General features: G+C 73.0%; 15 protein-coding genes and 1 riboswitch. Of the genes, 11 read left to right on the plus strand and 4 right to left on the minus strand.

Annotation, left to right across the window (positions count from 1 at the left end; translation table 11 throughout):
* Positions 1–3 precede the first annotated feature (3 nt).
* Positions 4–1,266 carry a beta-ketoacyl-ACP synthase II gene (gene fabF / locus E6J59_07495; GenBank protein TMB20673.1) on the minus strand — a complete coding sequence of 421 codons (1,263 nt, stop codon included), beginning with the start codon at positions 1,264–1,266 and terminating at the stop codon, positions 4–6.
* Positions 1,267–1,320: 54 nt separating this feature from the next.
* Here fabF and E6J59_07500 point away from each other — a divergent pair, with 54 nt between their 5' ends.
* Positions 1,321–2,355 (plus strand): TIGR03560 family F420-dependent LLM class oxidoreductase, encoded by a 1,035-nt coding sequence (locus E6J59_07500; protein ID TMB20674.1) that lies wholly within the window; start codon positions 1,321–1,323, stop codon positions 2,353–2,355.
* Positions 2,356–2,414: 59 nt separating this feature from the next.
* Here E6J59_07500 and E6J59_07505 read toward each other — a convergent pair whose 3' ends face one another.
* The 3 genes from E6J59_07505 to E6J59_07515 are packed head-to-tail and all read right to left on the minus strand — an operon-like array spanning position 2,415 to position 5,619.
* Positions 2,415–3,230 (minus strand): energy-coupling factor transporter transmembrane protein EcfT, encoded by an 816-nt coding sequence (locus E6J59_07505; protein ID TMB20675.1) that lies wholly within the window; start codon positions 3,228–3,230, stop codon positions 2,415–2,417.
* Complete coding sequence (locus tag E6J59_07510) at positions 3,164–4,846, minus strand: energy-coupling factor ABC transporter ATP-binding protein (GenBank protein TMB20676.1); 1,683 nt, start codon at positions 4,844–4,846, stop codon at positions 3,164–3,166. The genes E6J59_07505 and E6J59_07510 overlap by 67 nt, the downstream gene beginning before the upstream one ends.
* Entirely contained in the window at positions 4,843–5,619 is a 777-nt protein-coding gene (locus E6J59_07515) for a QueT transporter family protein (protein TMB20677.1), read from the minus strand. Before E6J59_07515 ends, E6J59_07510 begins: the two co-directional genes overlap by 4 nt.
* A gap of 85 nt (positions 5,620–5,704) precedes the next feature.
* Between E6J59_07515 and E6J59_07520 the strand changes: the two genes are divergently transcribed.
* The 10 genes from E6J59_07520 (at position 5,705) to E6J59_07565 (ending at position 13,292) form a co-directional block, all read left to right on the plus strand.
* Positions 5,705–6,247: a CPBP family intramembrane metalloprotease gene (locus E6J59_07520; GenBank protein ID TMB20678.1), complete on the plus strand. Its 543-nt coding sequence runs from the start codon at positions 5,705–5,707 to the stop codon at positions 6,245–6,247.
* Positions 6,244–6,801, plus strand: a complete 558-nt coding sequence (locus E6J59_07525; protein ID TMB20789.1) for a DJ-1/PfpI family protein — start codon at positions 6,244–6,246, stop codon at positions 6,799–6,801. Before E6J59_07520 ends, E6J59_07525 begins: the two co-directional genes overlap by 4 nt.
* A 39-nt stretch (positions 6,802–6,840) precedes the next feature.
* Positions 6,841–7,710, plus strand: a complete 870-nt coding sequence (gene bamD, locus E6J59_07530) for an outer membrane protein assembly factor BamD (GenBank protein ID TMB20679.1) — start codon at positions 6,841–6,843, stop codon at positions 7,708–7,710.
* 62 nt (positions 7,711–7,772) lie between these two features.
* Positions 7,773–7,884: riboswitch (SAM riboswitch) on the plus strand.
* Between the two features lie 52 nt (positions 7,885–7,936).
* Positions 7,937–8,653, plus strand: coding sequence for a HesA/MoeB/ThiF family protein (locus tag E6J59_07535; protein TMB20680.1), 717 nt, complete (start codon positions 7,937–7,939; stop codon positions 8,651–8,653).
* Positions 8,650–9,903, plus strand: a complete 1,254-nt coding sequence (locus E6J59_07540; GenBank protein ID TMB20681.1) for a threonine synthase — start codon at positions 8,650–8,652, stop codon at positions 9,901–9,903. Before E6J59_07535 ends, E6J59_07540 begins: the two co-directional genes overlap by 4 nt.
* Positions 9,904–9,928: 25 nt before the next feature.
* Positions 9,929–10,207: a MoaD/ThiS family protein gene (locus E6J59_07545; GenBank protein ID TMB20682.1), complete on the plus strand. Its 279-nt coding sequence runs from the start codon at positions 9,929–9,931 to the stop codon at positions 10,205–10,207.
* Between the two features lie 73 nt (positions 10,208–10,280).
* A complete protein-coding gene (locus E6J59_07550; GenBank protein TMB20790.1) occupies positions 10,281–11,207 on the plus strand; it encodes a cysteine synthase family protein in 927 nt (308 codons plus the stop codon).
* Positions 11,204–11,488 carry a ferredoxin gene (locus E6J59_07555; GenBank protein ID TMB20683.1) on the plus strand — a complete coding sequence of 95 codons (285 nt, stop codon included), beginning with the start codon at positions 11,204–11,206 and terminating at the stop codon, positions 11,486–11,488. The genes E6J59_07550 and E6J59_07555 overlap by 4 nt, the downstream gene beginning before the upstream one ends.
* The gene (locus tag E6J59_07560) at positions 11,488–12,114 is read left to right on the plus strand and encodes a hypothetical protein (GenBank protein ID TMB20684.1); all 627 of its coding nucleotides are present in this window, start codon (positions 11,488–11,490) and stop codon (positions 12,112–12,114) included. The genes E6J59_07555 and E6J59_07560 overlap by 1 nt, the downstream gene beginning before the upstream one ends.
* Positions 12,111–13,292 carry a hypothetical protein gene (locus tag E6J59_07565; protein ID TMB20685.1) on the plus strand — a complete coding sequence of 394 codons (1,182 nt, stop codon included), beginning with the start codon at positions 12,111–12,113 and terminating at the stop codon, positions 13,290–13,292. The genes E6J59_07560 and E6J59_07565 overlap by 4 nt, the downstream gene beginning before the upstream one ends.
* Positions 13,293–13,395: the final 103 nt, after the last annotated feature.

A 13,395-nucleotide genomic window follows, 5' to 3' on the forward strand; every position in this document is an offset into this window, starting at 1 on the left:
GGGCTACGAGTCGACGCGCCGGAAGGCGAGCACGGCGTTGGTGCCGCCGAACCCGAAGGAGTTGGAGAGCGCAGTGTCGACGCGAGCCGGCCGGGCCTCGCGCGCGACATAGTCCAGGTCGCAGGCCTTGTCCGGCTCCTCCAGGTTGATGGTCGGCGGCAGAACGCCGCGGGCGAGCGTGAGCACGGTGTAGGCCGCCTCGACCGTGCCCGCCGCGCCGAGGAGATGGCCGGTCATCGACTTGGTCGAGCTGATCGCGAGGCGCGCCGCGTGCGGCCCGAACACGCGCTTCACGGCCAGCGTCTCCGCCTCGTCGTTGAAGGGCGTGCCGGTGCCGTGGGCGTTGATGTAGCCGATCGCGCCGGGCTCGATGCCGGCGTCGTCGAGGCAGCGGCCCATGCACTCGGCCGCGCCCACGCCCTCGGGCGCGGGCTGCGTCATGTGATACGCATCGCAGGTGGCGCCGTAGCCGATGAGCTCGGCGTAGACGCGCGCCCCCCGCCGGCGCGCATGCTCGACCTCCTCGAGGACGAGGACGCCCGCGCCCTCCGCGATCACGAAGCCGTCGCGCCGGGCATCGAAGGGACGGCTCGCGCGCTCGGGTTCGTCGTTGAAGTTGGTGGCGAGCGCGCGCATGGCGCTGAAGCCGCCCACACCGAGGACGCAGATGGGCGCCTCCGCGCCGCCCGCGAGCATGACGTCCTGGCGGCCGTCGCGGATCAGCACCAGCGCCTCGCCGATCGCGTGCGCGCCCGAGGCGCAGGCGCTGGTGGTGGCGTAGTTCGGACCGCGCGCGCCGTAGCGCATGGCGATCTGCCCCGAGGCCATGTTCGGGATGATGCGCGGGATCAGGAAGGGCGAGATGCGGCGCCCGGCCTGCGCGGTCAGGTTGAGATAGGCCTCCTCGACGCTCGCGATGCCGCCGATCCCGACGCCCACGATGACGCCCGTCCGCTCGGGCGCGGCGAGCGGTAGCGGCAGGCTCGCGTCCTGCACGGCCAACTCGGCGGCGCCGACGGCGTACTGGATGAAGATGTCCATCTTCTTCAAGTCCCTGCGCTCGATGAAGCGCTCGGGCTCGAAGTCGCGCACCTCGCCGGCGATCCGGGCCGGGAGGGGCGAAGCGTCGAAGCGGGTGATCTTGCCGATCCCGGAGCGGCCCGCGACCAGGCTCTCCCAGTTCGGCTCGGTGCCGGTGCCGAGCGGGGTCACGAGGCCGAGCCCCGTCACCACCACGCGGCGGCGTGTGCCGTTCGCAGCGCTCAAGGGGCGCCATGCTAGCGCCGGGTGCGGGGGAGTCAAGGTCGCCTTCTAGGTGGGATGGCTTGTCAACGGGAACACGCGCGCGCATCGTGGCCCATGACACGGGAGGGTGCGATGGTCGGGATGCCGGTATCGCGTCGCGGCTTCATCAAGGGCGTGGGCGCGGTGGCAGCTGCGAGCATGCTTCGGGTGCGCGGCGGCGGCGCCGAGCAGGTGCGTGCGGCGGCTCCCGGCGCGGCGCGGATACGCTTCGGCGTGCAGCCGAGGCCCGAACAAACGACGTACGACGACATCCTGCGTTGCTGGCAGACGTGCGACGAGCTCGGCTTCGACTCGGCGTTCACGTTCGATCATTTCATGCCCATCGACGGGAAGCCCGGTCCCTGCCTGGAGGGCTGGACGCTCCTCTCCGCCCTCGCCGCGCAGACGAAGCACGTGAAGGTTGGCGTGCTCGTGACCGGCAACACCTATCGGTACCCGGCGGTGCTCGCCAAGATGGCGGCCACCGTCGATCAGGTGAGCCACGGACGCTTGATCCTGGGTATGGGCGCCGCCTGGTTCGCGGCCGAGCACACCGCCTACGGCATCCCGTTTTACAGCAAGGGCGAGCGAGCCCGCCGCCTGGTCGAGTCGGTGCAGGTGGTGAAGGCGCTCTTCACCCAGGACAGGGCGACGTTCACGGGCAAGTACTACCAACTGAAGGACGCTCCATTTGACCCCAAGCCGGTGCAGCGCCCGCATCCGCCGATCCTGATCGGCGGGATGGGTCCGAAGGTCGTCCTGCCACTGGTCGCTCGACATGCGGACATCTGGAACTTCTTCGCACCCGACGACCCCGCGCAGGCAAACGAGACCATCGCCCGCTTCGACGCCCTCTGCCAGAAGGTCGGCCGGAACCCGGCCGAGGTCGAGAAACAGACGACGCTGCACCCGAAAGAGATCGCGGGCCGGCCGGCGAAGGAGGTGCAGGGCCGCGTCCGGGCGCTGGCGGCCGTGGGCGTCCGGCACTTCGTGGTCTCGCTGCCCGCGCCCTACGACATGGCCATGCTGCGCGCCTTCGCGAAGGATGTCATGCCGGCGCTGCGCGACTAGCAGGCGTAGGTGTCGTCCAGGCGTGGGCGTGGGCGTCGTCGGGCGTCAGCCCTCTCACACTAGCGCGCGAGCAGCCCCACGCCCGACGTCCACAGCGCGACGTACGCAACCGTCGTCACCGCCAGCACGGCCCCGGCCAGCGCGTCCGCCGGGCCGGCCCGCGCCCGCAGGTACGTCGTGCGCGGGCGTCCCGAGTTGAAGCCGCGCAGCTCGAGCGCCATCGCCATGCGATCGGCGCGGCGCAGCGCGCCGATCAGGACCGGCACCAGGATCGGCACGAAGCGCCGGAGCCGGGCGACGATCCCGCCCCGGCCGAGCTCGAGCCCGCGGCAGCGCTGCGCCTGCACGACGGCGAGCGCGGCGTCGAAGAAGACCGGCACCAGCCGGAAGGCGAGCGTCAGCGTGAAGCCGACGATGTACGGTAGGCCCAGGCGACCGAGCGCGTAGGCCACCTCCTCGACGCGCGTGGTGGTGAGGAAGAGGATGCCCGCGGCGAGGAAGGTGTCGAGACGGATCGCGGTCGAGAGCCCGTAGAGGAAGCCCGCCCGGGTCGCCCCGAAGCGGCCGCCGTAGAAGAGCGTCCACACCACGAGCGAGGAGACGAACACCAGGACGAACATCACGCGCAGCCGCCGGACGTTGGGGAACCCGCCCGCCGGCACGAGCAGCGCCGCGATGGCCGCCGCGAGGGGGGCCAGGGCGAGCGGGCGATCGACGACGAAGGCGGCCACGATGAACGCGGCGAGCCCGGCCACCTTGGTCACCGGGTGCAGGCGATGGAGCCGGCTCGCCGCCGGCACGTAGAGGGTCAGGGGCACGGCGCCTGTCTCCCCGGCATCCACGACACCAGCTCCGCGACCGAGAGCGGGGTACAGCCGAGGAGCCGCCCGAGCCGGGTCACGTCGGGGGCGCGAAACGCGGCCGCGGCGAGCAGCTCGTCGTCGGCGAAGAACTGCCGCGGCGGCCCGTCGTAGCGCAGCCGCCCGCCCGCGAGCAGCACGACGCGCTCGGCGTACTCGGCGATCACCCAGGGCGTGTGCGTGATGATGACGATCGTCTGCCCGGCGGCGTGGCGCGCGCGGAGGAGCGCCATCATCTTCTGCTGCTCGACGAAGTCGAGGCCCGTCGTCGGCTCGTCGAGGACGAGGACGTCGGGGCGCAGCGCCAGGACGGCGGCCACCGCGAGCCGCTGCCGCACGCCCTTGTCGAGCAGGAAGGGGTCGGCGTCGCGCTCGTCGAGGCCGACGGCAGCGAGGGCCTCGGCGACCCGCACCTCCACCTCGGCCGGGTCGAGCCCCAGGTTACGCGGCCCGAAGGCGACCTCCTCCTCGACCGTGGCCGCGAAGAGCTGGTGGTCGGGGTCCTGGAAGACGTAGCCCACACGCTGGGCGAGCTCCTCGAGGGCGAGGCCGCGCACGTCGTGGCCCTCGAGCCGCACGGCGCCCTCGCTGGGCACGAGGAGGCCGTTCAGGTGCTTCGCCAGCGTCGTCTTGCCCGAGCCGTTGCGGCCGACGAGCGCCAGGAACTCGCCCGGCCGGATGGCGAGGCTCACCTCGGCGAGCGCCGCGTGCCCTCCCGGGTAGCGATGCCCGAGCCCGCACACGTCGATCAGCGGCGGGCGCAGGGGCCGGGGCGGCGGGAGGAAGCGTGGCGGCTTCGGGGTGGCGCCCGCCGCACGCAGGCGCTCCGCCGCCGTCTCCACGTCGAGCGGCGGGGCGGGAAGCCCGAGCGCCGCGAGCACGCAGCAGGTGTCCGGCGCCCGGATGCCGGCTGCGGCGCACGCCTCCACGTCGGCGAGCAGCTCGCGCGGCGCCCCGCGCCCGACCACCCGGCCCTCGCTCAGGACGAGGAGCAGGTCGGCGCCCGCGGCCGCCGCGGTGTCGTGCTCGATCACGACGAGCGTCAACCCGTCGCCCCGGAGGCCCGCCAGCGTGCGCAGGACCTCGGCGCGGCCGACGGGGTCCAGGTCGGTCGTCGGCTCGTCGAGCACCATGACCGGTGGGCGGAGCGCCAGCAGCCCGGCGATCGCAAGGCGCTGCTTCTCGCCGCCCGAGAGCGTCGTCGGGTCACGTCCCTCGAAGCCCGCGAGCCCGACGGTCGCGAGCGCACGCGCGACGCGCTCCGGCATCTCGGCCGGCGGGACGGCGGTGTGCTCGAGCCCGAACACGACCTCCTGGGTCACGTCGGTCGAGAAGAGCTGCGCCTCGAAGTCCTGGAACACCATGCCGATCGTGCCGGCGAGCTCGCCGACGCGCCGCCCGTGGATGGGCTCGCCCAGGAGGCGGACGTCGCCGGTCACCTCGGCGGGCACGAAGCACGGCACGAGGCGCGTGAGACACCGCGCCAGCGTGGACTTGCCGGCGCCGCTGGCGCCCATGACGACGGCGAGCGCGCCGGGCGGGAGCTCGAGATCGAGGCCGGCGAGCGCCGGCCGCGCGGTGCCCGGGTAGGCGCAGCCGAGCCCGCGCACCGCGACCGCGGCGTCGCTCACAAGAGCGCCAGGCCCGCGACCGCCAGCCCGAGCAACGGGACGAGCCCGAGGCCCACCTCGAACGCGCCGGTGGCGGTCCGGTACGGCGCCCAGGGCGCGAGCCACCGTCCGCTCGCGATCAGCTCGCCCGCCGCGAAGGCGGCGGCCGTGCCGGCCACCACGAGCGTCACGCCGAGGGCCACGCGCCAGTGGGGCAGCGCCGCTCGCGGCCCGAGCAGGTCGCGGTAGAGGAGCCGGGCGCGGCGGATGCGCGGGTAGAGGACGGCGAGCAGGAAGGGCGCGAGGACGAGCGCGACCCCCAGGTTGTTCACGAGCACGAGCGTCCCGAGCACCGTGAAGGGATGGAAGCCGAGCGCCTGGAGCCCCCAGCCCACGACCGTGGCGCAGAGGGTGGCGGCGAGGGCGATCACGAGGAGGAGCCCGACCCAGCTCCCGACGCTGCGCGGCACCGGCTCGGCGTCGGTCATCGCCTCCCACACGAGGTAGGGCACGAGGCCATAGAGGAAGTTCGCCCAGAAGCCGAAGAGGTCGCCCGGCCCGAGCCCGCCGAAGAAGTCGCCGATCAGGTTGCCGAAGGCCGAGCCCCAGGCAGCCGCCGGACCGAAGAGGAAGGAGCAGACGACCGGGACCGCGTTCGCCGGCCGGAACTCCGTGATGCCGGGGATGAGGGCCACCACCTTGAACGGGATCAGGATGGCCGCGTAGAGCGCCGCCGAGATGGCGGTCAGGACGACCATCCGGGTGTTGCTCCACATGGCGAAGAGCTCCCGCATTTTTTCCACTTCACGGCGACCGCGGCTGCGTTATACTCGCCCCGGAGGCAGGTCAAGCTTGCGCACCTCACAGAGACGATACCTGGTGCGCGTCGAGCTCGTCGCGAGCGGGGTGCTGCTCGGCCTCGCGGCCCTGTGGAGCGCACTCCGCGGCCTGCACCTCGCCGCCGCCCTCCAGCCGTCGCTCGGCGCGCTCGCCGTCGGTGCCACGTGCGGGCTCGCCCTCACCGCGAGCCTGCCGCTCGTCACCGCGCCCTGGGCGCATCGCATGCTCCTGCTGCGCGGGCTGCGCCGCGCCTGGGACTCGCTCGAGACGGACCTCGGGCCGAGCCTCGGCGCGCGCGAGGTGCTGGTCCTGGCCCTCGGCTCGGCGATCTCGGAGGAGGTGTTCTTCCGGGGCGTCCTCCAGCGCGAGCTGGGGATCGTCGCGGCGAGCGCGGCCTTTGGGCTCCTCCACCCGCTCGGCATCGCCTACGTGCTGTGGGCCGCCGGCGTGGGCGCCGGGCTGGGCGCGCTCTTCGCGCTGACCGGGAGCCTGGCGGCACCCGCCGCCGCGCACGGCGTCTACAACCTGCTGGCGCTCGTCTACCTCAGGCGGCGCTCCAACCCGCGCGAGGAGAGCCTGTGAAGCGGGCGCTCGTCCCGCTCGCGCCCGGCTTCGAGGAGATCGAGGCGATCACCATCGTCGACGTGCTCCGCCGCGCGGGCGTCACGGTCGACGTCGCCGGGACGGAGCCGGGACCGATCACCGGCTCGCACGGCATCACCGTCGCGCCCGACCGGACGCTCGCCGGCATCGACGCGGGCGCCTACGACCTGGTCGCGCTGCCCGGGGGCATGCCGGGCACCCTCCACCTGCGTGCGCACCCGGAGGTGCGACGGATCGTGCGCGACCTCGCCGAGCGCGGGCGCTACACGACCGCGATCTGCGCCGCCCCGACCGTGCTCGCCGCGGCCGGTGTGACCGCGGGGCGCGCGCTGACCAGCCACCCCTCGGTCGCTCGGGAGCTCGCGGGGGCGGCCTACCGGGAGGATGCGGTGGTCGCCGACGGGCCCGTCATCACGAGCCGCGGCGCGGGGACGGCGATGGAGTTCGCGCTCACCCTGGTCGAGACGCTGGTCGACCGCGCGACCGCAGAGCGGCTGCGCCAGCACATGGTGGTGCCGGCAGCCTCGCGTTGAATTGACTGCGGGAAACGCTTCCAGTAGCGTCCCGCCACCATGCCGCGCCGCCTGATCGGCGCGCTCGCCGTCGCGCTCGTCGCGCTCGGGTGCGCCGGCAAGAAACCGGTCATCCCGCCCGAGAAACTCTGGGGCGAGGCGGAGGACGCTTTCAACATCGAGGCGTACGAGCTCGCCGTCGACCGCTACAAGAAGCTCCTCGACCAGCACCCCTTCGACCAGCACGCCGAGGAGGCGGAGCTGAAGATCGCGCTCTCGTACTACAAGGCACAGCGCTGGGCCGAGGCGATCGCTGCCTTCGGCGACTTCGAGCGCATGCACCCGACCAGCACGGAGCTGGCCGCGGTCGAGTACCACCTCGGCATGGCGTACCTCGCCCAGGCGAGCACCAGCGATCGCGACCAGCAGTCGCATGCCAACGCGCTCACCTACTTCCGCAACCTGACCGACCGCTTCCCGCTGAGCCCGTGGGCGGAGAAGGCGCGGCTCCGGGTGCGCGAGTGCCGCGAGGCGCTCGCCAAGCACGAGGCGGACGTCGCGGCCTACTACTTGAAGATCGGCAACCTGAAGGCCGCCGAGGCGCGGCTCCAGGGGCTCCTCACCGACTACCCGGAGACCGACGCCGCCGCCCAGTGCCTGTACGCCTTCGCCCAGGTGTACGCGGCCCGCAACGAGGCCGAGGGCGCGACCCTCGCGCTCGCCACCCTGGCGCGCCACCACCCCGACGGCCCGCTCGGGCGCGAGGCCAGGGAGCGCCTCGGCGCCGCCGTCTCGCTCGACGGCGACGACCCCATGAACCTCCTGATCGCCCACATCGTGCACATGCGCACCGAGGCCGACCGCCAGAAGCTCCCGAACACGGTCTCGGCCTACCCCGACATCACCGGCGCCACCCCGCCCACGCCGTAGCGCGCATTGACACAAGCGCGCCTTTCGGGTTAGCTCCGCTCCGAGAGAAACGACAAAACATTGCCTTATCCAGAGTGGCTGAGGGCCCGGCCCGGCGACGCCACAGCAACCGGTCCTGAAACGGACGCTGGTGCTAATTCCGACGCTGCCCGCGCGGGCGGCGAAAGATAAGGTTCGCACGCTGGTGAGCCCCTCTTCCTGCTGGAGAGGGGCTTTTTTATTGCGCATGTCGACGACGAGCGAAGAAAGGATTTCCCGCGGGCGCGTCCTCGTGATCGGCGTCGGCGGCCTCGGTGCGCCCGCCGCGACGGCGCTCGCCGCCGCGGGCGTGGGGACGGTCGGGCTCATCGATCCCGACACGGTCGAGGTCTCGAACCTCCACCGCCAGCCGCTCTACACGAGCGCGGACGTCGGCCGGGCGAAGGTCGAGGTCGCGGCCGAGCGGCTCGGCGCGCTCGCGCCGGCGCTCCGCGTCGAGACGTGGCGCGCGCGCTTCGGCCCGGCGGACGCCCATCTGCTGCGCGGCTTCGACGTCGTCCTCGACGGCACGGACACCATCGCCGCCAAGTTCGTCGTGAACGACGCCGCGGTGGCGGCGGGCGTGCCGCTCGTCCACGCGGGCGTGCTCGGCTTCCGCGCGCAGCTCCTGACCGTGCTGCCGGGACGAAGCGCGTGCTACCGCTGCGTCTTCGAGGAGGCGCCGCCGGCGGGCGATGTGCCGTCCTGCCAGGAGGCCGGCGTGCTCGGGCCGGTCGCCGCGCTCGCGGGCGCGCTCGAGGCGGCCGAGGCGATCCGCCTCCTCGCCGGCGAGCCCCCCGCCTGGGCGAACGCGCTCCTCGCCATCGACACGCAGGCGGGGAGCTGGCGCACCGTGCCGGTCGCTCCGAGTCCGCGCTGCCCGGCGTGCGTGCCCCGCGCCGCCGAAAGGAGTCACGCCCCATGAGCTACGTGAAGGGTCTCCGCTGCCGCGAGTGCGGCGCCGAGACGCCGATCGCGCCGTTGCACGTGTGCGAGACGTGCTTCGGCCCGTTCGAGGTCCAGTACGACTACGCCGCCATCCGCCGCGCGCTGACCCGCGAGAAGATCGCCGCCCGCCCGCGCAACCTCTGGCGCTACCGCGAGCTCCTGCCGATCGAGGGCGAGCCGCGCGTCGGGCTCCACTCGGGCATGACGCCGCTGGTGCGCGCGGACCGGCTGGCCGCCGTGCTCGGCGTGAAGGAGCTCTGGGTCAAGGACGACTCGGTCAACCACCCGACCTTCTCCTACAAGGACCGAGTCGTCTCGGTCGCGATCTCGAAGGCGATCGAGTTCGGCTTCGAGACCGTGTCGTGCGCCTCGACCGGCAACCTCGCCAACTCCGTCTCGGCGCACGCGGCGCGCGCCGCCCTCGCCTGCTACATCTTCATCCCCGACGACCTCGAGCAGGGCAAGGTGATCGGGTCCACCATCTACGGCCCGCGCACCATCGCCGTGCGCGGCACCTACGACGACGTGAACCGGCTGTGCAGCGAGGTGGCGGACAAGTACGGCTGGGCCTTCGTCAACATCAACGTGCGTCCGTACTACACGGAGGGCGCCAAGACCTACGGCTTCGAGATCGCGGAGCAGCTCGGCTGGCGGCTCCCGAGGCACATCGTGGTCCCGACCGCGGGCGGCACGATCCTGCCCAAGGTCGCCAAGGCGTTCCGCGAGCTGCGCGACCTCGGCCTGGTCGAGGGCGATTTCAAGATCTACACGGCGCAGGCGGCGGGCTGCGCCCCCGTCGTGCACGCGCTCCACAAGGGCGCGGAGCTCATCGCCCCCGTGAAGCCGCAGACGATCGCCAAGTCCATCGCCATCGGCAACCCGGCCGACGGCTTCTACGTGCTCAAGGCCGTGCGCGAGTCGGGCGGCTGGGGCGAAGCGGTGACCGACGAGGAGATCGTGGCCGGCATCCGGCTCCTCGCCCGCACCGAGGGGATCTTCACCGAGCCCGCGGGCGGCACGACGGTCGCGGTCACCAAGAAGCTGATCGAACAGGGGAGGATCCCCCGTGATGAGTCGATCGTCGTGAGCATCACGGGCAACGGCTACAAGACGCTCGAGGCGGTGCTCGACACGGTCGAGCAGCCGTTCCGCATCCCGGCCCGCCTCGCCGACTTCGACGAGCTGCACGCTCGCCTGAACGCCGCCCGCGCGGCGAGCGCCGTCTGACTAGCAACGGGAAGGAGGAACCGTCATCATGGTCCAGGTCAAGGTACCAACGCCGCTCCGCAAGTACACGGGGGGCGCCGGGGGGATCGAGGCGCAGGGGGCGACGGTGGCCGCGCTCGTGGACGATCTCGAGCGGCGCTACCCGGGGCTGAAGGAGCGCATCTGTGACGAGTCGGGACAGGTGCGGCGCTTCGTGAACATCTTCGTCAACGGCGAGGACATCCGCTTCCTCGCGCACCTCGACACGCCCCTCAAGGCGGGGGACGAGCTGTCGATCGTCCCGGCGATCGCCGGAGGCCGCTAGCCGCGGCCCTCCTGTGCTCTCCGCGCGCGCCGTCCTTGCCCGTCCGACCTCGCCCGCCGCGGGGCCGCTCGCCGTGCCCTCCGCGCTCCAGCTGGTCGGCAACACGCCGCTGGTCGAGATCCGGCGCGCGCGGGACGGCGTGGCGCCGGGGGTGCGCATCCTCGGCAAGCTCGAGGGCTTCAACCCCGGCGGCTCGGTGAAGGACCGCCCCGCCCTCAAGATGATCGAGGACGGGCTCGCGCGCGGGCGGCTCGTGCCCGGGAAGACGATCCTCGACTCCACCTCGGGCAACACCGGCATCGCGCTCGCCATGGTGGGCGCCGCGCTCGGCTACCCGGTCGAGCTGGTGATGCCGGGCAACGTGAGCAAGGAGCGCAAGCAGGTGGTGGCCGCCTTCGGCGCCAAGGCGATCTTCTCGGACCCGCTCGAGGGCTCCGACGGGGCGATCCGCCTCTGCCGTCAGATACTGGCCGAGAACCCCGACCGCTACTTCAAGCCCGACCAGTACAACAACGAGGCGAACTCGCTCGCCCACTACGAGACCACGGGCCCCGAGATCTGGCGCCAGACCGCCGGCGCCATCACGCACTTCGTCGCCACCATCGGCACCGGCGGGACGATCATGGGGACGGGGCGCCATTTGAAGGAGCAGAACCGGAGCGTCCAGGTGATCGCCGCCGAGCCCGCCGACGCCTTCCACGGCATCGAGGGGCTCAAACACATGGCGTCCTCGATCGTACCCGGCATCTATCACGAGGAGGCGCTCGACCGGAAGCTCGGGATCGACACCGAGGACGCCTACAACATGGTCTACCGCCTCGGCCGCGAGGAGGGCCTGCTGCTCGGGCAGTCGAGCGGCGCGGCGCACGTGGCAGCGCTCGAGGTGGCGCGCGCACTCCGCGAGGGGACGGTGGTCGTCCTCTACCCCGACTTCGGCGACCGCTACCTCTCGACCAACCTGTGGGTCGGCTGGCAGAAGCTGGGAGGGACGACGCCATGAAGCGGCCGCCGCCACGCCTCGCCAAGGCGGAGCCCGCGCCGGTCGCGCGCGGGAAGTTCTACCTCACCTACCCGAAGAAGCTCGTGAAGGAGCCGCTCATCTACCAGATGAGCCGGAAGTTCGACCTGGTGTTCAACGTGCGCAGCGCGAGCGTCAGCGAGGAGATCGGCATCATCGCCCTCGAGCTCGACGGCCGGCAGGGGGAGATCGACGCCGCCGTCGAGTGGTTCCGCGCCCAGGGCGTCACCGTCGAGCCGATCGAGAAGAACGTCATCGAGTGATGCTGACCGAGGCGCAGATCGAGCGCTACAGCCGCCAGATCGTGCTGCCCGAGGTGGGCGGGGGCGGGCAGGAGCGGCTGCTCGCGGCGCGCGTCGTGCTGGCCGGTGACGGGCCGGCGGCGGAGGCGGCCGCCACCTTCCTCGGCCGCGCGGGTGTGGGCGCGCTGCACCTCCAGGCGAGCGCCGGCGCGCTGTCCGAGCTGTCGCCCGACTGCCAGGTGAGCCGCCACGCGGGCCTCGAGGAAGCGCCTGCGGCCGGCGTCGTCGTCGACCTGACGCCAGACACCGCGTTGAGCGCCGTGCTCGCCCGCCGGGCACAGGCGGGGCGGCCGTGCGTGCTCGGCGCCCTCAGCGGAGCGATGATCTTCGTCTTGACGCTGGTCGGGCGGCCGTGCGTCGCCTGCCTCGGCTCGGAGCGCCTGGAAACGCGCCGCGCCGCCCGCGGGCCGCTCGCCGCGCCGGCGCTGCTCGGGCTCGGTGCGCTGGCGGCGAACGAGGCGCTTCGCGTCCTGCTCCTGCCTCCGGCCCGCGGCCGCCTGGTCAGCCTCGGGCTCGAGAGCGCCATCGTGAGCGCGGTCGAGGTGAGGTCCACCGCCGGCTGCGCCTTCTGCGGCGGCCGCCCGTGACCCACCCCGCGCACTGGAAGCCCGAGCTCGCCGCGCGCGGGGTGCGCCTCGACGCGAGCGCGGCGCGCCTGGGCGCCGGTGACACGGCGCGCCCCCTCGAGCTCGCCCTGCTCGACGACGTCCGCGTCGGCGTCCCGATCGACGAGCGCTCCCCATTCGTCCTCTTCGCCGACAGCGCCCGGCACTTCCTCGTGCGCCGCGATCCGGGCGGGGCCGAGAGCGCGCGCGTCGAGGTGCGGCCCATCCCGCGGCCCGGCTTCTACGAGCGCCGCACGAGCCGCGGCACGCCCATGGCGCGGATCGCCACCGTGCGCGGCAGCCACCTGCTCGTGAACCCGAGCAGCGCGTGCGGCTTCAGCGTGCGCGGCACGCCGTGCCGCTTCTGTGTCGAGGGTGCGCGCGTCTCCGCCGAGCGCGACGCGGTCCCGGTGGCCGACGTCCTCGAGGTCGTGCGCGCCGCGTTCGACGAGGGCGCGTGCGAGCTGGTGTACTTCAACACCAGCCACTTCGAGAGCGAGGACGGCGGCATCGCCTTCCTCGCCCCCTACATCGAGGCGGTGCGCCGGCACTTCGACACGCTGATCGCGACCCAGGTCCATCCGCCCCGCGCGACCCACTGGATCGACGAGACCTACGCCATGGGGGTCGACGCGCTCAGCTACAACCTCGAGATCTTCGACCCCGACGTGTTGAACCGCCACTGCATCGGGCGCGCACGCTACATCGGGCGCGAGCGCTACCTCGAGTCCCTGGCGCACGCCGCCAGGGTGTTCCCGAGCGGCACGGTGTGGAGCGACCTGGTGCTCGGCCTCGAGCCCGCGGACTCGACGATCGCCGGCATCGACGCGCTGGTCGAGATGGGGGTGGTGCCGGTGGCCGCCCTCCTGCGGGGCGAGCACCCGCTGCCCGCGCCGGCCGACGTGGCGCCCCTGCTCGCGCACCTCTACCGCGCCGTCAAGCGCCGCGGCATCAACATGGGCTGGGTGCGCGACCTGGCGCTCGGCATCACGCCCCTCGAGGCGCGTCACTTCGCCGGCGACGGCGCCCGCCTCGCGGTGACCGTCCAGCAGCTCACCCGCTCGCGCCTGGGCGCGCTCGCGGCGCGCGGCCTCGCCCGCTTCCGCCGCCGCCTGCGCGTGCGCAAGGTGAGCGAGTCGTTCGACGCCGCGCACCTGTAGTGGCTCGCCCGCAAGAGCGGCAGCACGCGCCGGCCGACGTCGTCATCGACACCCGGCCGCTGTGGCGCATCCTCGCCGAGCGCACCTACCGGCCGGTCGTGCT

The organism is Deltaproteobacteria bacterium (genome assembly GCA_005879795.1).
Classification (GTDB): Bacteria; Desulfobacterota; Binatia; order DP-6; family DP-6; genus DP-6.